Annotated in this window: 19 protein-coding genes; 11 read left to right on the plus strand and 8 right to left on the minus strand. The window is 43.5% G+C overall.

Features of this window, described 5'->3' with window-relative positions; genetic code table 11:
• From AAGA51_RS05560 to AAGA51_RS05580, 5 genes are all read left to right on the plus strand, one after another.
• Nucleotides 1-732: a hypothetical protein gene (locus AAGA51_RS05560; RefSeq protein ID WP_342291547.1), complete on the plus strand. Its 732-nt coding sequence runs from the start codon at nucleotides 1-3 to the stop codon at nucleotides 730-732.
• Between the two features lie 144 nt (nucleotides 733-876).
• Nucleotides 877-2,409, plus strand: coding sequence for an IS21 family transposase (gene istA, locus AAGA51_RS05565; RefSeq protein ID WP_337165989.1), 1,533 nt, complete (start codon nucleotides 877-879; stop codon nucleotides 2,407-2,409).
• A 9-nt stretch (nucleotides 2,410-2,418) separates the two neighbouring features.
• Nucleotides 2,419-3,159 (plus strand): IS21-like element helper ATPase IstB, encoded by a 741-nt coding sequence (gene istB, locus AAGA51_RS05570; protein ID WP_337165987.1) that lies wholly within the window; start codon nucleotides 2,419-2,421, stop codon nucleotides 3,157-3,159.
• Between the two features lie 27 nt (nucleotides 3,160-3,186).
• Nucleotides 3,187-4,872, plus strand: a complete 1,686-nt coding sequence (locus AAGA51_RS05575; RefSeq protein ID WP_342291548.1) for a hypothetical protein — start codon at nucleotides 3,187-3,189, stop codon at nucleotides 4,870-4,872.
• Between the two features lie 4 nt (nucleotides 4,873-4,876).
• Nucleotides 4,877-5,866: a hypothetical protein gene (locus tag AAGA51_RS05580; protein WP_042488224.1), complete on the plus strand. Its 990-nt coding sequence runs from the start codon at nucleotides 4,877-4,879 to the stop codon at nucleotides 5,864-5,866.
• Nucleotides 5,867-6,117: 251 nt separating this feature from the next.
• Here AAGA51_RS05580 and gltS read toward each other — a convergent pair whose 3' ends face one another.
• Nucleotides 6,118-7,344 carry a sodium/glutamate symporter gene (gltS, locus tag AAGA51_RS05585; RefSeq protein ID WP_042488227.1) on the minus strand — a complete coding sequence of 409 codons (1,227 nt, stop codon included), beginning with the start codon at nucleotides 7,342-7,344 and terminating at the stop codon, nucleotides 6,118-6,120.
• 161 nt (nucleotides 7,345-7,505) lie between these two features.
• Between gltS and AAGA51_RS05590 the strand changes: the two genes are divergently transcribed.
• Nucleotides 7,506-8,345 carry an SGNH/GDSL hydrolase family protein gene (locus AAGA51_RS05590; protein WP_042488230.1) on the plus strand — a complete coding sequence of 280 codons (840 nt, stop codon included), beginning with the start codon at nucleotides 7,506-7,508 and terminating at the stop codon, nucleotides 8,343-8,345.
• Nucleotides 8,346-8,536: 191 nt separating this feature from the next.
• Complete coding sequence (locus tag AAGA51_RS05595) at nucleotides 8,537-9,253, plus strand: carbonic anhydrase (RefSeq protein WP_042488232.1); 717 nt, start codon at nucleotides 8,537-8,539, stop codon at nucleotides 9,251-9,253.
• Nucleotides 9,254-9,315: 62 nt separating this feature from the next.
• Here the strand turns inward: AAGA51_RS05595 and AAGA51_RS05600 are convergent, their stop codons facing one another.
• The 4 genes from AAGA51_RS05600 to AAGA51_RS05615 all read right to left on the minus strand — a co-directional run bounded on the left by AAGA51_RS05600 (nucleotide 9,316) and on the right by AAGA51_RS05615 (nucleotide 12,529).
• Nucleotides 9,316-9,585: a DUF1496 domain-containing protein gene (locus AAGA51_RS05600; RefSeq protein ID WP_042488236.1), complete on the minus strand. Its 270-nt coding sequence runs from the start codon at nucleotides 9,583-9,585 to the stop codon at nucleotides 9,316-9,318.
• A gap of 11 nt (nucleotides 9,586-9,596) precedes the next feature.
• A complete protein-coding gene (locus tag AAGA51_RS05605; protein WP_042488240.1) occupies nucleotides 9,597-10,520 on the minus strand; it encodes a 1-aminocyclopropane-1-carboxylate deaminase/D-cysteine desulfhydrase in 924 nt (307 codons plus the stop codon).
• Nucleotides 10,521-10,592: 72 nt separating this feature from the next.
• Nucleotides 10,593-11,855 carry a sensor histidine kinase gene (locus tag AAGA51_RS05610; RefSeq protein WP_042488243.1) on the minus strand — a complete coding sequence of 421 codons (1,263 nt, stop codon included), beginning with the start codon at nucleotides 11,853-11,855 and terminating at the stop codon, nucleotides 10,593-10,595.
• Complete coding sequence (locus AAGA51_RS05615) at nucleotides 11,855-12,529, minus strand: response regulator transcription factor (RefSeq protein WP_042488245.1); 675 nt, start codon at nucleotides 12,527-12,529, stop codon at nucleotides 11,855-11,857. The genes AAGA51_RS05610 and AAGA51_RS05615 overlap by 1 nt, the downstream gene beginning before the upstream one ends.
• Before the next feature lie 479 nt (nucleotides 12,530-13,008).
• Between AAGA51_RS05615 and AAGA51_RS05620 the strand changes: the two genes are divergently transcribed.
• The 3 genes from AAGA51_RS05620 to fabV all read left to right on the plus strand — a co-directional run bounded on the left by AAGA51_RS05620 (nucleotide 13,009) and on the right by fabV (nucleotide 17,344).
• Nucleotides 13,009-13,638, plus strand: a complete 630-nt coding sequence (locus AAGA51_RS05620; RefSeq protein ID WP_042488247.1) for a TetR/AcrR family transcriptional regulator — start codon at nucleotides 13,009-13,011, stop codon at nucleotides 13,636-13,638.
• A gap of 44 nt (nucleotides 13,639-13,682) precedes the next feature.
• Nucleotides 13,683-15,965 carry an acyl-CoA dehydrogenase gene (locus AAGA51_RS05625; protein WP_042488249.1) on the plus strand — a complete coding sequence of 761 codons (2,283 nt, stop codon included), beginning with the start codon at nucleotides 13,683-13,685 and terminating at the stop codon, nucleotides 15,963-15,965.
• Between the two features lie 176 nt (nucleotides 15,966-16,141).
• Nucleotides 16,142-17,344, plus strand: coding sequence for an enoyl-ACP reductase FabV (gene fabV / locus AAGA51_RS05630; RefSeq protein WP_042488251.1), 1,203 nt, complete (start codon nucleotides 16,142-16,144; stop codon nucleotides 17,342-17,344).
• A gap of 123 nt (nucleotides 17,345-17,467) precedes the next feature.
• On the opposite strand, the gene AAGA51_RS05635 is transcribed toward fabV, so the two are convergent.
• Both AAGA51_RS05635 and AAGA51_RS05640 read right to left on the minus strand, forming a co-directional pair.
• Nucleotides 17,468-19,150 (minus strand): aspartate:alanine antiporter, encoded by a 1,683-nt coding sequence (locus AAGA51_RS05635; protein WP_042488254.1) that lies wholly within the window; start codon nucleotides 19,148-19,150, stop codon nucleotides 17,468-17,470.
• A gap of 174 nt (nucleotides 19,151-19,324) precedes the next feature.
• Entirely contained in the window at nucleotides 19,325-19,591 is a 267-nt protein-coding gene (locus AAGA51_RS05640; protein ID WP_042488255.1) for a GrxA family glutaredoxin, read from the minus strand.
• A gap of 350 nt (nucleotides 19,592-19,941) precedes the next feature.
• On the opposite strand from AAGA51_RS05640, the gene AAGA51_RS05645 reads away from it, so the two are divergent.
• The gene (locus AAGA51_RS05645) at nucleotides 19,942-21,186 is read left to right on the plus strand and encodes an iron-containing alcohol dehydrogenase (RefSeq protein ID WP_042488257.1); all 1,245 of its coding nucleotides are present in this window, start codon (nucleotides 19,942-19,944) and stop codon (nucleotides 21,184-21,186) included.
• 47 nt (nucleotides 21,187-21,233) lie between these two features.
• On the opposite strand, the gene AAGA51_RS05650 is transcribed toward AAGA51_RS05645, so the two are convergent.
• The gene (locus AAGA51_RS05650) at nucleotides 21,234-22,088 is read right to left on the minus strand and encodes a MurR/RpiR family transcriptional regulator (RefSeq protein ID WP_042488260.1); all 855 of its coding nucleotides are present in this window, start codon (nucleotides 22,086-22,088) and stop codon (nucleotides 21,234-21,236) included.
• Nucleotides 22,089-22,135 lie beyond the last annotated feature (47 nt).

Genomic DNA, 22,135 nt, shown 5'->3' on the forward strand with positions numbered 1-22,135 from the left:
TTGATAGCGACTCTGATTTTTGTCGAAACTTATGTTCGTACTAACTTATCTTGGCTGCCAGCACTGAAGACAAACGAGAAAACTTTTAACATTGAACAGCTCAGGTTGTACGCTCAGATACTAACCACAGTATTCTCCATCTATTTTGCAACAATTGGTATCATACTGAGTGCAGGTTATACAAAACTTCGTCGTGATATAATTCAGATGCTTACCAACGAACAGGTCGGGAGCGTTTATTCACGAGTTTTGGTGTTCGCCGCAATGTTTTGTTTGACAGCAACTGCATTACCATTATTTGGATATGACCCCGGTTTGTTTGTATATGCCGCTGGATCAATTCTAACTTTATTAAGTGCCTTTACCCTGTTTCCATTAGGTCAGAGATTATTTAATTTTTTTGATCTTAACTTACTCGTTAGCAGTGAGATTCTTCCTATTATTGCGCGCCATATAGATGGTGCTGCAAACCATAAGAATTCAGTATCATTATCCAATCATCATTCAAAGATTGCACGACTATCTTTAGAACAGCTTTTTTATATAGATGACCGAATAAAAGAAAATAAAGTAGATTTGGAAGATAATTTACCTGCGTTAACTCGTCAATATACAGGCTTGCTTCTTCACTACATGCAGAGTAAGCTGCGTATTCCGGAGCAATCCAGCCACCGTTTCCGGGATTCCCCGGACACCCATTCCGTTTTAATCCGGACACTATTTCCGGCATAAACCAGCCATTTTTCCACTAACTCCGGAATCACTGTCCGGTTAAGCGGAAACCCTGTCCGGTTACTCCGGAATATCCCTCTTTTCTCTTTTAAATCAATCACTCACTATTCTTGTTATGCATATTAACGTAGCAAGGAAGTGATAATGCCGAAAAAGAGAACATCTATGACAAACATCAAAGAGGTATTACGCCTTAAATATGAGTGCCATCTGTCGACCAGAAAGATCGCTTCCTGCACGAAAGTAAGTCGTTCAACCATCTCAGAAATACTGACCCGTTTTGAGCAAAGCGCAATGAGTTGGCCTCTCCCTGAAAGCTGCTCTGATACTGAACTGGCTCAGACTCTCTATCGTGACAAAACAATCAGCGACACAAAGGTGATGCCGGACTTCGCCCAGTGCTTTGTCGAACTGAAACGTAAGGGCATGAGCAAACATCTGCTGTGGGAAGAGTATCTGGCTGAATATCAGGAGAGAGCTTATCGTTACAGCCAGTTCTGCGAGCATTACACTCGTTGGTTAAAGAAGCAGAAACGCAGTATGCGTCAGAGCCACCTGGCCGGTGACAAACTGTTCATCGACTACTGTGGACCAACCATCCCGGTGGTAAACCCTGAAACCGGAGAAATCCGCAACGCTCAGATCTTCGTGGCGACGTTAGGTGCGTCCAACTACACCTATGTTGAAGCCTGTGAAAGCCAGCGACTTGAGCACTGGCTGGAAGCTCATGCCAATGCCTTTGAACACTTCGGCGGCGTTCCGGCGTTGCTTGTACCTGATAACCTAAAATCCGCGGTGACCAAAACGGACCGCTACGAACCCAAGCTCAACGATAGTTACCGCAAGTTGGCGTACCATTACCGCACGGCCGTTATGCCAGCACGCCCTTATAAACCCAAAGATAAAGCCAAGGCTGAGAATGCCGTCCTTATCGTTGAGCGTTGGATCATGATGCGGCTTCGTCACCGAACCTTCCATACCTTCAAAGAGCTAAACCTCTCTATCCGGGAGTTAATGGACTCACTGAACCAAAGACAGATGAAACAACTGGGAGCCAGCCGAAAGGAGCTGTTCGATACTCTGGATAAGCCGGCACTAAAACCTCTCCCCGTACAACGTTATCTCTACACAGAAATCAAACGCGCCAAAGTGGGGCCGGATTATCACATCGAATACAAAAGGCATTATTACTCTGTTCCCCATCAGTTAGTGGGCCAATACGTTGAGCTTGAAGCCACTTCCAGGCTGATACAGATATACCATCAGGGTAATCTGATCTCTCAGCACCCAGCCAGTAAAAAAGAGCATGGGATCAGTACTTATCCGGAGCATATGCCCAGCAATCATCAATATCAAAAATGGTCACCAGAGCGGTTACTTAACTGGGGAGGCCGGATCGGCGCAGCGACACAAGAAGTGGTCAACCGATTACTCATGTCGAAAGCGCATCCTGCGCAAGCCAATCGCAGTTGCCTTGGGCTTCTCAACCTGACGAAAAAATACGGTGACGCTCGCTTAGAGCAGGCATGTAAAGATGCTCTGATGGTGAACAAACCCTATCTCAGGTTCATCAGAAACTTGCTTGAAAATCACCGGGAAGGCCTGTTGTCTTCGACTCCGGAATCCACCCCTGACATCCAACACAGCAATGTGCGCGGACCCAACAGTTATCACTAGGAGAGAATGATGAACACAATAAGCGAACAACTCAAATCACTGCGTCTGAGCCATGCCGCCTCGGCTCTGGAGCAACAACAAGAGCAGTTATCGACCTATGCAGAGCTGAGCTTCGAAGAGCGGTTAAGCCTGCTGCTTGAAAGCGAAGTGTTGGGACGAAATCAGGCCAAAATCCAACGCCTGAAGTGGCAAGCTAAACTCCGGGTCGATGCTCTGCCAAGTCAGATTATCTACAAAGAAGGACGAGGACTTAAGCGTACTCAAATGAGTGAGCTATTAACCGGGAGCTACTTGCACAAAAAACAAAACGTTCTGATCACCGGACCGACGGGAGCAGGAAAAACCTACGTTGCCTGTGCGCTTGCAGCTCAAGCTTGCGACCAGCTCTACAGTGTCCGTTATCACAGGCTCAGCCGTTTACTTGATGACCTGAGTTCAGGTCGCCTTGACGGGACTTACCAAAAGCAACTTCTGGCTCTGTCGAGAAAACAACTTCTGATCTTGGATGACTGGGGAATGGAAAAGTTGAGTCCGGATCATGCGGGTCACTTGCTGGAGCTTCTGGAGGATCGTTATCAAACCAGCAGCACCATTATGATAAGCCAGCTTCCGGTTAAAGAATGGTACAACATGATAGGCAATGCCACGGTTGCTGACGCCTTATTGGATAGGTTAATCCACAACAGTCACCGAATAGAACTCGGAGGAGAATCAATGAGAAAACTGGCGCAATCCGGACAGGTAGAGTAAAAATAGGGTTAGAGAAAAGTTAGGGATATGAGGCGTCCGGTTAAACCGGAGCCGGTGTCCGGAATCACCGGAATACGCAGTAAGCCAAGAATACGGCAAGATAGCTACTGGTTCCCTAGAAGAAACTCTCATAAACAGTGGTTTTTGGCTGGTGACACAAAAACGTCTTCTGCTTTGGACATGAGTAGCCAACAATTATTAGTTGAAGAAAAGATAGACCACCAATGGTTTGAAAATGAATTAGCTGATAGGTTGGCTGCCCACTTTGAGCTAGCATTCCAAGAGAAAGACCTTAAGCTCGTACTCAAATTGCTTAGTAATTTATCTAGCCGTATTTCCATTTACGCAGAGCAGTTTCAGTCTGAAGCCGGTATAAAAGAGCTCAAAAGGTTTAAAGAGATTATTGAGAATTCTTTAACTTCTTCGAAGGCGGATGACCGCGAAACGCTGAAGCTGATGGTTGGAATTGCAGATGCTTGGGCTGCGATGGCAAGCAACCTTTGTCTAGAGTCTTTACGTCGAACAATGACTTTTGAAGCAGAACTGAAGGATTTCTTTAACAGTGACAAGTGGGACAAGAAATCAATAAGTAAGCTACCTCCTTTTTTGCAAGTCGATTTAGATTTTATTGTTGAGCGGATTGAGTTTGAAAAGGAAATTGAGGGGCGACGCCTATCTAAGCCCAAATACGTTCAGCAGTTAGCCGTTTTAAAATTGTTGCAACACTACGCTAAATTATTACCTTTGATTTGCGAAACTCAGAAAGATTTAATTCCTGCTTTTGTTGATTCATTGACAGAATATAAGATGTCGGAGGCTGCTACTCAGGTTGTTCTTGCTAGTTTGCATAGTCATTGGAAGTTACCAAGATGGTGTGATGAATTTGGCGATCTTATTCAGCGGTATAATAAGTATGAGCATTACACTGAAAAGCAATACAAATTTCCTGATATAGATGTTGATGGCATGGGAGAGCTAATTGGTTCTGTAAGAGATGACGCAATTTCTTGGCTTGGTAATAGAGAAAAAGTAACACATATTTTTGAGGCCAAACACAATGATGAACTTCCTGACCATTTTGGCCAGATATACTTCGAGCTGGCTGAAGCATGCATTAGCGCTTTAGAAAAAAATGACGAAAATAAGCTGAATAAGGTTCTTCCATTATTTATGCATTTGACTTTTTTAGCTGCAGATTTGAAATTTATCGATCCAACACTTGATGTTAATCATGAGTATAGATTGCACCTTATTTCAAGTGTAATTAATGACTTAGCTTCTGTTTTAGGTTTTGCCATCTTGTATGGGGAGTACTTTGATAATAAAAATTTGTCGGAGAAACCATTAGCACTTTTCAATAGATGGATTGACCTAATGCCTGACAAGCAGCAGTATTTTAAGCGAATGATTGTACTGTCGAATCCATACAGTTTTAGTATGAGTTCATCACCACGTGGAATGATCCGTATTAAGTGGAAAATGTCTTTTGAGCATAGGGCTAGACAAGATGGTTATGGTGATCAAATGGGACTCGAAAGGCGGAGGACCACACACCCAAATAAAATTGTTCGTGAGTTCCTTAGGTCAATTAGCGATGCGTCGCATTTGTTCTTTGCGCAAGTTATCATGCCGCAACTTACTTCTAATGATTTTGATATCGACCATCATATAGAGAGCCTCTCTCGTAGGTTGAATAACGGCGATGAGAGGTAATAGCATGATAATTTTTGGTGGTGAACCTCTATTTAGACACTATAACCAAGATGTAAACCTAAAGTTGATTGACCGACTTATACTGAAAACCGAAGGAGGATTTGATTTTAACCTTCAGATGTTTAATGAGGACTTCACACTATTGTTTCGCTCAGTCGATCGCCGAGGAGGGAACCTTTTTGACATCGAATCTAATGATAATGCTTTGTTACAGGTATTGCTTGGAAATGTGAGGGCTCTCTATAGTGAGCATACGATTGACTCAACAATATGTGAATTAGTAAAGGATATAGCCAAGTCTCTAATCTGGTCTGGAAGAGCGTATTACTTCGTAAAAAAGGATATAGATAATGGTAAGGTCTATGTTGTCCCGCTAAGCTCCGTGGGTGTATTTCAGCTATTAGGAAAGTACATCCAATGGATACCAGAGCGCTTGGAAAGGCATTGGAATAAGGATGATGAGGAATTACCGCGCGAAATCCGCATATTGGAAACAACTCAAATAATGCGCTTTGATTTGCCCAAATCGATGAAACGTTTATTATCAGCACAAAACAAAATCTTGTCTGTTATTGACCAATATAGGCATGCAGGAATCAATTTCTTACCTCATGCTACTTATGAGAACCCATCCCCAACAAACTTTTTCGATTTTGGAGCTTGGAATAATATTCAAGAGCACATTTTCTATCGGGCCACACAGGAAACTGGGTGGAATGGCAGACAATATGATTCATCAAAGCGGTCTGACTTTTTTGATTGTTTTAGGTTAATTCGATTTCGTCGAAACCAACTTAAGTTACGAGATCACATTCTGCATCAGGTTAGTAGTGAGTTAACTAAGATAGGTAAAATTTATAAACCTGATTTTTTTGTTGAGATATCGGGATCAGATGATTTACTTAGCATAGCTGAATTGAATGAGCTAGAGTCGAGACTTGAAAATGAGGAAGTCGGATTTAGCGAAATCATAGACTACTGCTACAAACGTTAAGTTACGTACTAATGATAGTGGTTTTAGGTTTTTTGGATTGAATATACTCTTGATTTAAAGTAATGCTTTTTGTAATGCTTTTGATACTCTACTTGGTAAGTTTTTATAAATTTCATTATGTTATAAATTAAGGTCGGATTCCTTGCTCCGCCATATTAATGTTAAAAGACGCCTGATGGCGTCTTTTTTCTTATCTGAAAAAGAAAGGTACGCATTGCGTACCTTTCTTTGTATCTAGCCTTTAGGTCTGCTTAACCTAAAAACGATATGTAGCCCTGCAGTATGATCAGGTTAACAATGTCGATGAAGAATGCGCCGACAATCGGAACCACCATGAACGCCTGGGGTGATGGTCCAAAACGGTTAACGATAGAACCCATATTCATCACCGCTGTAGGCGTTGCTCCTAAACCGAAACCGCAGTGTCCCCCCGAAATAACCGCCGCGTCATAGTTGCTGCCCATGACTTTAAACGTCACATAATAGGTAAATACCGCAAGCATGGCTGACTGAACCGCCAAAATGACTAAGAATGGAATAGCAAGGTCGAAAATGTTCCACAGTTTAAGGCTCATTAGCGCCATGGCTAGGAACAAGGCTAAAGATACTGTACCCAACATATCGATGGTTTCAGCGTCTAATTTTCGGATTTTAGTGACTTCTAAGAAGTTGGTAATGATGACACCAATAAACAAAGCGTAGACAAAGTCGGGAATCATCAGCCATGAGATTTCATAAGAGCTGACCCAAAGTTCCAAATACTTTGCTCCAGTCACGCAGATAAGTAGAAAGAACAGCTTCTCAATGACTTTCTTTGCTGTCACTTTATCTTCTTCATACTCATTGTAGGTAACCAATTCTGGGAATTTCTCGTGTGTTTTAGAACCTCTGCCGTACTCAGACTCAATGTTATTCTTTTCCACCAGACGTTGTGCAACAGGGCTGCCGATAATGCCGCCGATGATCAGACCAAAAGTAGCCGATGCCATTGCGATTTCGAGAACGTTATTCATGCCATAGACGTCTTGGAAAGTCTGAGACCAAGCCGCTCCTGTGCCGTGGCCGCCAGACAACGTAATTGAACCTGCTATTAAGCCCATTAGTGGCTCTAAACCCAAGGCCGTTGCCAGTGACACCCCCACGGCGTTTTGGATGATGATATAGACGGATGCGATAGCTAAGAAAATAAACACTTTTGCTCCGCCTTTCATCAGCTGTGTATAGTTGGCCGCAAGACCCACCGTGGCGAAGAACATCAACATGAATGTGTTTTGTAGTGGTAAATCAAACTCTAAATCAACGCCATAAAAATGCAGTACTGTAATAGCGCAGGCGATAATCAAGCCGCCAACAATTGGCTCTGGAATGTTAAATTTGTTGAGAATTGGCAACTTGGCATTAATGAAATGCCCTAGGAAAAGTACACTGATTGCAACTAAAAATGACTCAAGTGCACTTACTGATATCAAATGATTCATATTGCCCCTTATTCGTGGTTATATTCATCGTTCTTGAGGTGAGAGTGTTATGCGTCTTGTAGGGTAATAGCAAGCCCTTACCAGCATTTTCCGAAAAAATTGATGGCAAATGTAAGACTTTCATCGGTTTTATCATCAGATGAGAAGAAAGGAATCAATAAATGACCAGAGAAGAGCTTTTAAATGAACTCACGAACGCTGAATGCCTAGACTTGGTAAAGCTCTATCAAGCTAACCCTTCCCAACATTTTTACACTCTGGTCGAACAGCTATATACATTACGTGATGAATACGATTTAACTACTCGAATTTCGAGATTTAAAACAGACGTTGAGAAGCTAACCCAATCACTTGAAGATTTCAATATTGCTCCAGAGCAGTTTAAGCAGATTGCTCAGTCGCTCGATCTTAATCAACGTACTCAAAAGGTGATCCGATTTATGCAAACCCAAGATAACCACATAGCTTTTGCTAAACCTGTCGAACTGGTGATGTATGGTGATTCCATAACAGAATGGGGGCCTTGGCACGATGGTATTCAAGGCGTGACGTTAGCAAACCGTGGTTTGAGTGGCGATACAACGGATGGAATGAAGTATCGAATCGAAAGCACCACCGCCTGTCAGCCAAAACTCATCTGCATGATGGCTGGAATTAACGATTTGTCTCAAGGCTATCGAGTTGACGAAATTATGGAGAACTATAGCCAGATGCTGAACTACTGGCATGAGAGAGATATCGAGGTATGGGTACAATCGACGTTATTTGTTGGTGAGCGATTAAACGAGTTAAATCCTCTGGTGGCACAGTTAAACCAAGAACTCATCAAACTGTGTAACAACACTGGAGCAAAGTACATCGATTTGAATGCAGTAATATGCCCGCAAGGTGTCTTGCCATTAACATGCAGTGCAGACGACCTTCACCTTAATTCGTATGCGTATGGAAAGTGGCTATCACTATTAACGCCAATGTTGGACAAGTATTTCAAGCATGTTTAGCAATGAATTCAGAATGAAGTTATCTCTGTGTTGAAAGTGGATAGAAGGTATTAGCTAATTGAAAATTTGCAGCAGTCTCTAACTTCGGTGACTCGGCTTTATCACAATTGAGTAATCAAAGATTTCATCGATTTTTCGGTTAATGCTCTGTGTAATTATCCGGCTTTTCTATTAGTGAACAGGGATAAACAATGAAAAAAACGCTAGTGGCTGCTGCAATGATTCTTGCTTCAATGAGCCAAGTTCAAGCTTCTGATTGGGGATATCACGGGGAGCATGCGCCTGAGCATTGGGGTAAGGTTTCAGCGATATGTGCTCAAGGGCAAAACCAAAGTCCTATCGACATCAGCGCTGTAACAAAAGCAGAACTGAAAAACCTTAAGTTTGATTATTCGGGGCAGGCAGTGTCTATCACTAACAATGGTCACACTCTGCAAGCATCTGTTTCTGAGCAGAATACATTGTGGGTTGATAATAAGGCTTTTGAGCTAAAGCAGTTCCATTTTCATACCCCTTCAGAAAACCACATCGATGGGCAGTCTTATCCGTTAGAAGCGCATTATGTTCATGCAGATAAAGACGGTCACTTAGCGGTTGTTTCTCTGTTTTTTAAACTGGGTGAGCAGAATGCTGAGTTGGCAAAATTACTGGCTGTAGCGCCGAAAGAAGAAGCAAAAGCGGATCTGTCGAAACCGTTTGACGTGACGTCTCTGTTACCAAAAGAAAAGCAGTACTACCGTTTTAATGGCTCATTAACTACGCCGCCGTGTTCTGAAGGTGTGCGTTGGTTGGTATTAAAGCAGCCATTAACCATTTCAGCCGATCAGGTCGAGAAGTTTGAACAGTTGATGGGACATAACAACCGTCCGATTCAAGCAATTAATGCTCGTGTAGTCATGGGGCAATAATTATCTAGAAGCCTACTTTGATCGGTTTGGTATCGAGTAGGCTTCTTCATTTCACACATTAATCACTCTTTGTGAGACTTCTTTTCATTGTTGAGTTGAACCCACTTTAACTGCCCGTTAGTTTCAAAGTTGTTTGCTGCTTGGCAAATCATGTATAGCTCTCCGACCTGCAATAGTGCGCCTTCTGAATATGCTTGGTCTTGATAGTAGCAAACGCGTTTACCTACATTGCCATCGACAACCACAGGGACGGGAGTTGCCGGAGTTGAGATCGTTTTAGCCATCGAGATAGGGCTAACAAGTACCAACAATAGGGCAAAATATTTAGGCATAAAGCTGTTCCTTATAGGTCAAATAGACGTTGGTAACGAGGAAGCATGCTCTCATTACCTAACAGACCACCCTGATGAATATAGATGAGTGCAGGGCGTTTTTCAGTTTGTATATCAGCGTTTGCAAATGACTCTTTTTGCAGCCAAGAGATTAAGCAGCGCCACATTAGAGGGTCATAGAGCAAATCAAACTCTACATGAGTTTGTTCATGAAGCTGTTGCCAGATATCAAAATCTTCACGATAGAGATGGCCAAAGTAGTGTTTGCTATCAAGTTGCAGTATCTCTGGATGGCTTGTTTCACCCAGCTCGTGGAACTGTTCTGTAAGGTATTCGGCACCACCGACACAAGGGCAGGTGACAACCTGGACCCCATGAGGTTGAAGTGCTTTGTGCAAAAAGAGCGCCGTAGTGCCTGTTCCCGAAGGCAGTGCGACACACCACTCTTGTTTAGGTTGCATGCGAATCCATTCCAGTATCTCTGATGCCAGTTGTTTAACACCGGCTTCGGCTAATTTTGAACGTCCACCTTCAGGCACAGACAAACAGCTTTCATCTGGCTGTCGAATCTGTTCAATATACTCTCTTGGATGCAGACCAAATGGACGGGTCTCTATGATGTTAGCGTTAAGTTCCAGAGCGCCACGGTAGTTGCCAATTGGGCGCTGTTTTAGCCATGCAGGAATATGGTCAACATAAAACTCTAGCTGCCAGCCACGAATGCGAGCTAAAGCTGCCATAGAGTACAACGAGTTAGCCTGCGCAGAGCCATAGCCAATCAGTGTTGTTACTAGAGGCAAATCAGCGTCCAGTAGAGACATGAATTTTCTGGCTTTATTACCACTAAACTGTGAGTGCAACTGGTCATCACGTTTGAGATAAAAATGATGACCGTTGAAATGGTGCTCAGTAATAGGGCTGTTTGCGAGTTTCATAACTCTTCCTGTTGCAATGAAATAGCCAAGGGAAGCGCATTATAACCTTAACAACTTCGCTCAGACGTAAGTTTATTGCCCAAAACTGATTAAGGCTTCGCAGCCTGTAGTAGGACGATTCTTAATCGAAAAATGCCAGTGATATCGGCGACATAAGTCTTCTACTATCAGCAAACCTAAGCCATGCCCGTCTTGATTTTTTGCCTGATTAAGACCGGGGCCATTGTCTCTGACGCACAAAGAGTCAGCAGAGACTTCCAGCGTGATCTCTCCTTGATGTGTGGCGGCTATGGCGTTTCGCAGCAGGTTTCCTACCACCATATTTAAAACAGCGGGTGCCGCTTTGAGCTGAGGCATTTGGTGGAAAACCAAAGCAATGTCGATATCTTTGTCTTTAGCCTGAGCACTGTTGAGTTCAATAATGGTTTCAAATTCAGTTTTACTCACTTCTCTGACAACGGCTTCCTCTTCACTGCGTTCATAGCGCACAAGGCCAAGCAAAGCGTCAACCATGGTACTCATCTGAGCGGTGGCTTCATTGATACGCACGATTTGACGTTTCTGGAAATCATCAGAGGCATTGCGTTCCAACAATTTGCTAGCACCTTTTACTATGGTTAACGGTGTTCTTAGCTCGTGGCTGGCATAACGGGCAAACGCTTGTTCACGCTTAATTAGACTGTGAATTTCATGGCGATATTGATTGAGCTCGTCGGCTAGAATTTTAAATTCACTCGCACCGCCGCTAGGTATTTCAAATACGTGAGCAGCGTTGCCACTGTGTTCTGTCAGTTGCTGTGTGAGGTTATTAATTGGTTCAATCAAACGTTGCGAGAGTCGTAACAATAGGCCGCCAAAGATAAGCAGAAGTCCCGCGACACTGGTAACAACAATAAGACCTGAGAATAAGGTTTCATTTTTCCCAAACTCTATCTGGTTGATATCCGACAGCAAGATGACGGGTTTTCTTGAACCATCTTTATAGTAGTAGCTGAAAAACACCATACGTGAATCTGGGTCGCTGCCGACTTCACCAACAAAGCTATCTCTGCCTTCAAAATATTTATGGTATTCGGCTGGAACTAGGCTGATATCGTTATAGGCAGTGGTAAGGACATCAATGGTGATTTTGCCTTCTTCACCATTCATAAAGCGAGCGATGGCTTCGTTCTTATCTATTTCGATACGTCTTTCACCCACTTTGTCTTCTGACCAGTGCAGGGCGGTATAAAAAATAATGTAACTGGCTAAGCCCATAACCAAAGCGACACCAGTAAAAAATAGGGCTAATTGACCAGTAAGAGTACGGGTATTGGCAAAACTTATGGTGTTCATTATACCTTCTCCAAACGGAAGCCAATTTTAGGCACGGTGACCAGCATAGGAGACTCGAAAGGTTTATCTAACTGGTTACGGAGTTGGTAAATATGGCTACGCAGTACATCGTTGTTTGGCTCGTTATCCTGCCAAAGCATATCCGTAATTTCTTCGCGAGTGACCACATCGGGAGCACGTTGGCAAAGCAGTTCCAAAATGGAATAGGTGGTTGGATTTAATGAAAGCTTGATGCCGTCTCGATACGCTTGATGTGTCTTTTGATCGATGCGTAGGCTAGCGAATTCGAAAGACGTTTCAGTTACTGTCCTTCTATAACGCTTAATTAACGCGTGCAGGCGAGCTTCAAGAATTTCGAGATCAAAAGGTTTGGTCAGGTAGTCATCGGCGCCGTATTTAAATCCGCTCAGCATATCTTCACGGCTATCCAGAGCAGTCAGCATTAGCACTGGTGTGGTATTACCGGCCTCTCTGAGTTTCTCACAGACGGTTAATCCATCCATACGCGGTAGCATCAGATCTAAAATGATGGCGTCAAACGGGGTTTCTAAAGCCAGCTTGAGGCCTAGCTCGCCATTGTCGGCATAGTCGAGCTCCATCCCTTCACTTTCAAAGTAATCAAACAATATTCCCGCCACTTCTCGATTATCTTCAACCAGCAATATTTTTTTCATTTCAACGCTCGTTCATTTGCATCGCTTACCGCCTAAAGCAACAAGCCTAGACCTATTTGGTTCTATCTTGCATCTATTCATCGTCGAAGAAAAGTCATATCCCTTAGTGCATTTAACCCGTGGGTGTTTGAAATGAATAAAAAAAAAGCCCAGAACATAAGCGATCTGGGCGGATACAAAAATGGAGTTAAATATGAAAAGCAGTGGTGTTCGTGTTGTTAGAAGAAAAACAGTTTGACGGCCTGTGAAACTCTTAATGCGCTAACAACGGACACTAATTAGGACTATGCATTTTGGGTTTAGTTCCTTGGGGAATGAAAAAAAGATTAAGTTTTTTGTTTTTCTCTATCGATGACAAGGGGATGCAAGGAAATGGCAAAGTAAGATCAAGAAGTGTGATGTTAATCTGTTGTTAATTTTGTGTATCAGAAGTATATTTCAAACAGGTGTTTGATTTAAGTGTTTCCTGTGAGTGATGAATGGCGTCGAGAAGTAGTACCAAAGAAAAAATACTGGATGTAGCTGAAGGACTTTTCGCTGAACAAGGTTTTAATGATACCTCGTTAAGAACGATTACCGGCAAAGCCGGAGTCAATTTGGCTTCAGTGAATTATCACTTCGGTGATAAGAAAACTTTGGTTCGCGCAGTGCTGAACCGTTACTTAGAGGCGTTTATGCCCGAAGTACATAAAGCTCTTATTGCGTTGAATCAACGTGAGTCTTACTCAATGGAGGAAGTGTTTGAATCGTTGCGTGAACCTTTGAAGAACCTCAACAAGGTCAGTACACACGGTACCAGCCGCTTTATGCTGTTGATCGGAAGAGGTTATACCGATGTGCAGGGGCATCTGCGCTGGTTTATCACCACTCGTTACCAAGATGTATTGAAATTGTTTACAGACTCGGTAATGAAAGCGAACCCTGAATTAACACGCGAAACTCTGTTTTGGCGTCTGCACTTTACCTTAGGCACATGTGTTTTCACTATGGCTTCAAGTAAGGCGCTGGCAGAAATCGCAGAAAATGATTTTGGAAGTAAGGTCGATGCAAAAGTCGTTGTTGACCAGATCATTCCATATCTTGCTGCTGGCGTTGCAGCGAAAATATAAGCTAAAAATAATAATAAAGTCCCGTGAACAAAAGGATCTGAACAATGAGCTCTCTACGACAAAAATGGATAAGTGACCCTGCCTTTAAGTTGTTTAAGAAGGTATTGCCACCGCTGTCTAGTACTGAAAAAGAAGCAATGGAAGCGGGCAGTGTTTGGTGGGATGGTGAGCTGTTTTCTGGTCAGCCAGATTTTCAAAAGCTTCACCATTACCCAAAACCGTCGTTTACTGCTGAAGAACAGTCATTTATGGATAACGAGCTGGAAACCCTGCTTGAAATGCTTGATGACCATAAAATAGTAAAAGAAGACCGCGACTTGCCAGAGGATGTCTGGACATTCATGCGCAAAGAGCGTTTCTTCTCTCTAAACATCTCTGCTGAATATGGCGGTCGTGAGTTCTCTGCTTTAGCAAATTCAACCATCGTTTCACGCATTGCGACACGTTCAATCAGTGCAGCAGTAACCGTCATGGTTCCCAACTCTTTAGGTCCAGGTGAGTTACTTTCTCACTACGGCACTCAAGAGCAAAAAGACTACTGGTTGCCGCGCCTTGCTGACGGTACAGACATTCCATGTTTCGCACTAACAGGACCAGAAGCTGGTTCTGATGCGGGTGGTATTCCTGACCAAGGCGTAGTGTGTTACGGCAAACACGAAGGTAAAGAAGTTCTGGGTATTCGTTTAAGCTGGAACAAACGCTATATCACGCTTGCACCCGTGGCAACAGTGGTTGGCTTGGCATTCAAACTGAGCGACCCTGAAAAGTTACTCGGTGACAAAGAAGATATCGGTATTACCTGTGCGTTGATTCCTGCGAGTCACGAAGGGGTAGAGATTGGTGAACGTCATGATCCGCTCGGACTTGCGTTTATGAATGGACCAACACGCGGTAACGATGTGTTTATCCCTATGGATTGGCTGATTGGCGGCTCAGATTACGCAGGTAAAGGTTGGCGTATGCTGGTGGAATGCCTGTCAGCAGGTCGCGGTATCTCGCTTCCTGCATTAGGTACAGCGATTGGTCATCTAACAGCTCGTACTACAGGTGCTTATGCCTACGTTCGTAAGCAGTTTGGTATGCCGATTGGTAAATTTGAAGGTGTTGCTGAATCTCTAGGCCGAATTGGTGGTTTAACTTATCTGCTAGAGGCGACTCGAACACTGACGACCACTTCTCTGGATCTGAAAGAGAAACCGGGTATTGTTACTGCAATTGCAAAGTACCACATGACCGAAATCGCTCGTACTATTCTGAATGACTCTATGGACATTCATTCTGGTCGCGCAATTCAAGACGGCCCGATGAACTATCTGGCGAGCCATTACTTAGGTATTCCGGTCGCAATTACCGTAGAAGGTGCAAACATTCTTACTCGTAACCTGATGATTTTCGGTCAAGGTGCGACGCGCTGTCACCCATATGTATTGAAAGAGATGGAAGCGGCGGCGAACTCTGATGAAAAAGAAGGGGCGAAAGAGTTTGATAAGTTGCTGTTCAAGCATATCGGTCATGCAACGAAAAACTCAATTGGTGCACTTACTGCGGCGTTAACAGGTTCTGCATTTGTTAAAGTGCATATGAGTGGCCCAACAAAAACCTACTACAAACAACTTACTCGCCTAAGCCGCGTTTTGGCAGTGAGTGCTGATATGGCGATGTTAACGCTTGGCGGTGAACTGAAACGTAAAGAGATGATCTCTGCCCGCTTGGGTGACGGCTTGAGCTACTTATACATGGCGTCAGCGGTACTGAAGAAATACGAAGATGACGGTCGTCAGCAGTCTGACCTAAACTATGTTCATTACGCAATGCAACACTGTTTGTACCATGCTGCGAAGTCTATGAACGAAGTGTACCGAAACTACCCGACTAAAGCGGTAGGTAAGCTGCTGAAAGGTCTACTGTTCCCGCTGGGTAATCATTATCAAGCGCCTAGCAACGATTTAACGCTTGCTGTGGCTGAAAGCTTAATGATTCCAGGCGCTCATCGTGATCGTCTGACACATCTTTGCTATATCGGAAAGAGTGAGGATGACAGTGTTGGCTTGATGGAAAAAGCATTCCTGTCGCTTTACGCTATTCAAGGCCTTGAGAAGAAACTCTATCGCGGCGTGAAAGAGGGTAAAGTGGCTCGTAAAGGTTTACTCGCAGACCGTTTAATTCAAGCCAAAGAAGCGGGTGTGCTCACTGCTGATGAAATTGATGCCATTTTGGCGGCTGAAAAACTGCGTTATAAGGCGATTCAAGTGGATCACTTTAGCCATGATTTTTCAAAAGTTTTGACCAATCAGACAGTGAAACCTAAGCTAAACAACGTAGCTTAAGGATAAGAGTGATCACTATATAAAGGCTTCCATAGTGAAGCCTTTTTTATGTCGCTTGGAAAATGTTGATGGAAAGTGATCCAACCACTTGCTAAATCGGACTATTTTTACAGAAATAGGGTGCGAATTGTGGTTGAACCTTTTATCCTAGCGAAGATTTTTGAAGGAAGTTGAATATGATCATCAAACCTAAAATTCGCGGATTTATCTGTACAACAACGCACCCAGTGGGTTGTGAAGCTAATGTAAAAGAACAAATTGCTTACACTAAAGCACAAGGTCCAATCAAGAATGCGCCTAAGCGCGTGCTTGTTGTCGGTTCTTCTAGTGGCTACGGTATGTCTTCTCGTATTGCTGCTGCGTTTGGCGGCGGTGCTGCAACTATCGGTGTTTTCTTTGAAAAACCGGGTTCAGAGAAGAAGACTGGTACTGCAGGTTTCTACAATGCAGCTGCATTTGACAAACTTGCTCACGAAGAAGGTCTATATGCGAAAAGCCTGAACGGCGATGCATTCTCAAACGAAGCTAAACAAAAAGCTGTAGAGCTTATTAAGCAAGACCTAGGTCAAATTGACTTAGTTGTTTACTCTCTTGCGTCTCCAGTTCGTAAAATGCCTGAAACAGGCGAAGTGGTTCGTTCTTCACTAAAACCAATTGGTGAGACTTACACCTCAACAGCGGTTGACACCAATAAAGATGTCATCATTGAAGCAAGCGTTGAGCCTGCAACTGAAGAAGAAATCCAAGACACGATTACTGTAATGGGTGGTCAGGATTGGGAACTTTGGATGCAAGCGCTTGAAGAAGGTGGTGTTCTAGCTGAAGGCTGTAAAACAGTTGCCTATAGCTACATCGGTACTGAACTAACTTGGCCAATCTATTGGGATGGTGCGTTAGGTCGTGCGAAGATGGACTTAGATCGTGCAGCAGCAGCTCTGAACGAGAAGCTATCTGCAACAGGCGGTACTGCAAACGTAGCGGTTCTTAAATCTGTTGTGACTCAAGCAAGTTCTGCAATTCCGGTAATGCCTCTGTACATTGCGATGGTATTCAAGAAAATGCGTGAAGAAGGCATCCATGAAGGCTGTATGGAGCAAATCTACCGCATGTTCAGCCAGCGTCTATATAAAGAAGACGGCACAGCGCCAGAAACAGACGAGAAAAACCGTCTGCGTCTAGATGACTGGGAACTTCGTGAAGATATCCAAAAACACTGTAGCGACCTATGGCCTCAAATTACTACTGAGAACCTAAAAGAGCTGACAGACTACGAACTCTACAAAGAAGAGTTCCTAAAACTGTTTGGTTTCGGTGTTGAAGGTGTGGATTACGATGCAGACGTTAACCCAGAAGTGGCATTTGACGTTATCGATATATAATCCCTCGGATTCGAAATAAACAAAAGGCGCTTATTAAAAGCGCCTTTTTTCTTTTCATCGATTTTTGCATTGATTGTTCAGGTCATCGCTTTAAACCGCTACCTAAGCAGCGGTATTTGAAAGCTAGAACAAGAGAATAACGATGGTACCTGTCAGCGTCATCAGAACGTTGGCAATCGCATAAGTGCCAGCATAGCCCAGTGCTGGAATGGTCGACTTAGCGTAGTCGTTCACGATATCCATCGCAGGGGCACAAGTACGTGCGCCGATGATGGCACCGAAAAGAAGTGCTCGGTTCATCTTAAGCAAGTAAGCACCAACGAGATAAGCAAACACAACGGGTACAAAGCTAACCAAGAACGCAAGGCCAAGCACTTGCACACCTACTTCAGATAAATGCTGGAACATGTTTCCACCGGCGCTTAAACCTATGCCAGCCATAAAAAACATCAAGCCTAAGTCTTTCACCATGTTCAGTGCACCCTGCGGAACATACCCGAAGGTAGGGTGGTTTGCTCGTAAGAAGCCTAGCGTAATACCTGATAGTAAAAGACCGACAGCATTACCTAAACCAAATGAGACCTGACCGAAAGTCATGGTAACTAAACCGAACAGTATGCCCAAGATGAAGAAGCTACAGAATGCCAGCAAATCTGCCATTTGGCTGTGAATCGAAATGAAACCGATTTTGTCAGCTAAACCTAACACTTTGCTTTTTTCGCCACTCACCTGAAGGATGTCACCTTTGGCAAGCACGATATCTAAATCCATCGGCATTTCTACCTGCGCACGGACAACTCGGTTTAGGAAACAGCCGTATTCAGATAAATTCAAATCGGATAAACGCTTCTGAGCATATTTGTCGTTCTTAACCACGATTTCCTCTTCAGAAATACGCAAATCCAGCAAGTTACGGTCGAAGACTTCTTTACCTTCGCGGAAACTGGAATCAAGACGAGCGTGGCTATCAGGGTAACCAACCAGTGCGATTTCATCGCCTTCTTGCAAAATAGCTTCACCGTCTGGATGCGCTAGTATGCCGTTACGGCGGATTCGTTCGATGTAACAGCCTGTTTGACCATAGATACCTAGTTCGCGAAGGTTACGACCATCGACCCATTTAATCAGTTCAGGACCAACGCGATATGCACGAATAATTGGTAGATAGACTTTGCGTTGGCTGTTACCGCCAATGCCTCGTTCTTGAGCAATCTGTTGTGCGGAGTCGGATAAGTTCTGTTTTTGCAGTCTAGGCAATAGCTTGGCAAACAGAATCATACTGATTAAACCAATCAGATATGCCATCGCATAACCGACAGACATATTTTCCAGAATGGTTGATAGTTCCATGTTCCGTGGTGCGGTAGCTAACCCAGAGTTCAATGCATCTTGAGCACCGACTAGAACGGGTGTAGAGGTGAGGGCGCCTGCCATCATTCCGGCAGCGAGTCCAAAATCGAGGTTGAGATAATAACCGCCGAAATAGGTGATCCATGTTGCTGTCGTCAGTACGACGATACTGAGAATGAGATAATCTTTACCGTCACGGAAGAAGATACCGAAAAAGTTCGGTCCAGCTTCAATACCGACACAGTAGATAAAGAGCATAAAACCGATAGTTAACGTTTCAGGGTTAATGTAAAACCCTAAATGTCCCATCAACAAAGAAGTGATGAGTACACCGATTGAGTTGCCTAACTGCAGGCTGCCAAAACGAATTTTGCCGATAGTTAAGCCAAGTGCTAATACGACAAAAATTAGCAATATCGGATTTTGTTCAAGTAAAAGGACGACGTCGATGTTCACAAATTATCTCAATTATTACATGTGCAACAGTAGAACTATAAAGTGTGACGATTCTAACGTAATAACAAAAAAAAATAAGTAAATTCTTGAGCAAACCTGTCGATTATCAATAAAAAAAGCCCGCTTAATATTGCGGGCTATTTAGTCATTGTTTTTATGCAGCAATTTGCATTGTTACTCGTCGAAAAGACCTAGGTGTTCTTTCGCGTAAGCTTCAAATTCTGTACAGCCACCAATGTGTTCTTGGTCAAGGAAGATCTGAGGAACTGTTTCTACTGGCTTACCTACAGTCTTTTCCAAATCTGCTTTTGAGATACCTTCCGCATGAATATCAACATAACGGTAGTTAAAATCGTCACGTTTTGCTTTTAGCGTTTCAGCGTGCTCTTTAGCACGAACACAATAAGGGCAGGCTGGGCGACCAAAAATAACTGCGAACATATCTTTCTCCTATAATTCATTTGAGACTACTATGCCCGATCCCACATAGAAAATAAAGCTGCATTTATCACTTGTTTTAATAGTTAAAACCTATCGAAAGAAGTGCGTTTTGAACGTGTTACTGATGAACTAAAAAAATGCCTAAAAAGACGACTTTTTACGATTAATTATTATTCTGTTAATGCAGAGCTGAAAGTAGCATTCACCATTGAGTCTTGGCATACGTGATTTGGAGCATATTCTCAGGTAAAAAAAGTGGTTATTGCTTATGAATTGCCCTGCGTCAAAAAAAACCGTTTTGGATAGGGGCAATCTAGTTGCAACTTATTGTAGCGGAATGGAGTTCCACTATGTTTCAGTTCATGACGTCCAGCCGAATTATCTTTGGGGAAGGGGCTCTCGAAAATTCCCTCTCATTGATCAAACAATTTGGTTACAGCGTTCTCTTAGTCTCTGGTAAGCAGAGTGAACGTACTCGACCAGTTGTCGACTATCTCAATCAACAAAAGCTCCGTTATCAGCATGTATCTATTTCGGGTGAGCCGAATATCACCATGGTAGAAGAAACGGCCATCATCGGCCGTCGTTTTTCTCCGAATCTCGTCGTAGCAATAGGTGGTGGTAGTGTTCTTGATATGGGAAAAGCGTTAGCGGCAATTATTCCCAATCAAGGCAACGTTTATGATTATGTTGAAGTGCTGGGTCGTTGTGTTCCCCTAAAAACTAAACCTCTACCTATGATTGCGATCCCCACTACCGCCAGCACAGGTTCGGAAGTCACGCGTAAAGCCGTTTTAAAATCTGGTCAGGATAAGGTGAAAGTGAGCCTGCGCAGTCCTGATATGATTCCTGATGTTGCGATAGTTGATCCGACGTTAACCTACGGTACAGAGCCACTTATCTCTGGACGAGGAGCTATGGAAACCTTTACGCATCTTATGGAATCGTATGTTTGCGGAGACCCAAATCCACTCACGGATATGGTCTGTGAGGAGGGGATGCGCAAGCTTTCTCGGGCAGTGCTACCTGCATGCCTGCAAGATGATAGAACTGCTCGTGCTGATCTGTCTTTTGCGGCCATGTTGGGCGGGATGGCATCAACCAATGCTAAGTTGGGTGCTGCTCACGGGTTAGCGTCGGCACTGTGTGGCAAGTTGGAAGCTCCGCACAGCGTAATTACTGCTCGTCTTTCGCCGTATGTCATGCTTGAAAACATCAATGCTGCGCGACTAGCTGGCCGAGATGACATTCTTCATCGATACACGCACTTAGCGGAACTGCTTACAGGCAACAGTCAGGCAAAAATAGAAGACGGAGTTGCTTGGGTTGAAGCTATGCTCGACACGTTAGGATTGCCGTTACTAAGTAGCTTTGGTGTATGCAATACCTCTTTTGAAAAAGTGGCTCAAGATGCATTGAAATCCAATTCGATAAAGGGAAACCCGATCCCACTGACCAAAGAGCGTTTGGTGTATATTTTGAATCAAGTTTGTGAGTGCAGTGGTGTTTGCCAAGAGCCAGCTGAGGTTCAGATGAGTGGCAAGGTTGAACTGCTCTACAATTCTATGAGAGAAGAAGGTTCAAAAACGGAATAGTTAATGCAATCAAGGGAAAGAAAAACGGAGCCTAAGCTCCGTTTTTTTTAGAATTGTGAAGACTTGTCATAACGAGAGTCTTTCAGTACTTCTTTTACTCTCTTCAAGTTTTCGCGGAAACCTGAGCCTCTGCGTAATGTAAAGCCTGTAGCCAAAACATCGATGATCGTCATCTGAACAACGCGACTCGCCATTGGCATATACACATCAGTATCTTCTGGAATATCCAGACAGATAGATAAAGACGCCGCTTTATCAAGAGGTGAATCTTTTGCTGTAATCGCAATAACAGTTGCGCCATTTTCACGAGCGAGATTAGCGATCTCAACTTGGCTCTTTGTTCTGCCAGTATGCGAGATAAGAACGATAACGTCATTATCAGTACAGTTAATGCAGCTCATACGTTGCATTACAATGTCTTCAAAGCAGCTGATCGGAATATTAAAACGAATGAACTTGTTTTGCGCATCACGAGCGACTGCTGACGAAGCCCCTAATCCGAAAAACGAAATACGCTTCGCCTGTGTCAGAAGGTCAACGGCACGATTAATTTGCATTGGCTCTAAGCTGTTTTTCGCTACATCTAAACACGCCATAGTTGATTCGAAAATCTTATGGGTATAAGCATCCGGACCATCGTCTTCTTCAACATTACGATTGACGTAAGGTGTTCCGTTAGCAAGGCTTTGCGCTAAATGTAGTTTGAAATCAGGAAAACCTTTTGTGTCTAGGCGACGACAAAAACGGTTTACAGTCGGTTCACTCACATCAGCCATTTTCGCTAATGTTGCAATGCTAGAGTGAATGGCAGTCTGTGGTGAAGCCATAATAACTTCAGCGACTTTGCGCTCTGACTTGCTAAAATTTTCCAGATTTTTTTGAATTTTTTCTAATGTATTCATAGTGTTCACGCAGGCATAGAGAACAACTTGTTGGTTTCATGGATAAA

This window comes from Vibrio diazotrophicus (genome assembly GCF_038452265.1).
Lineage (GTDB): Bacteria > Pseudomonadota > Gammaproteobacteria > Enterobacterales > Vibrionaceae > Vibrio > Vibrio diazotrophicus.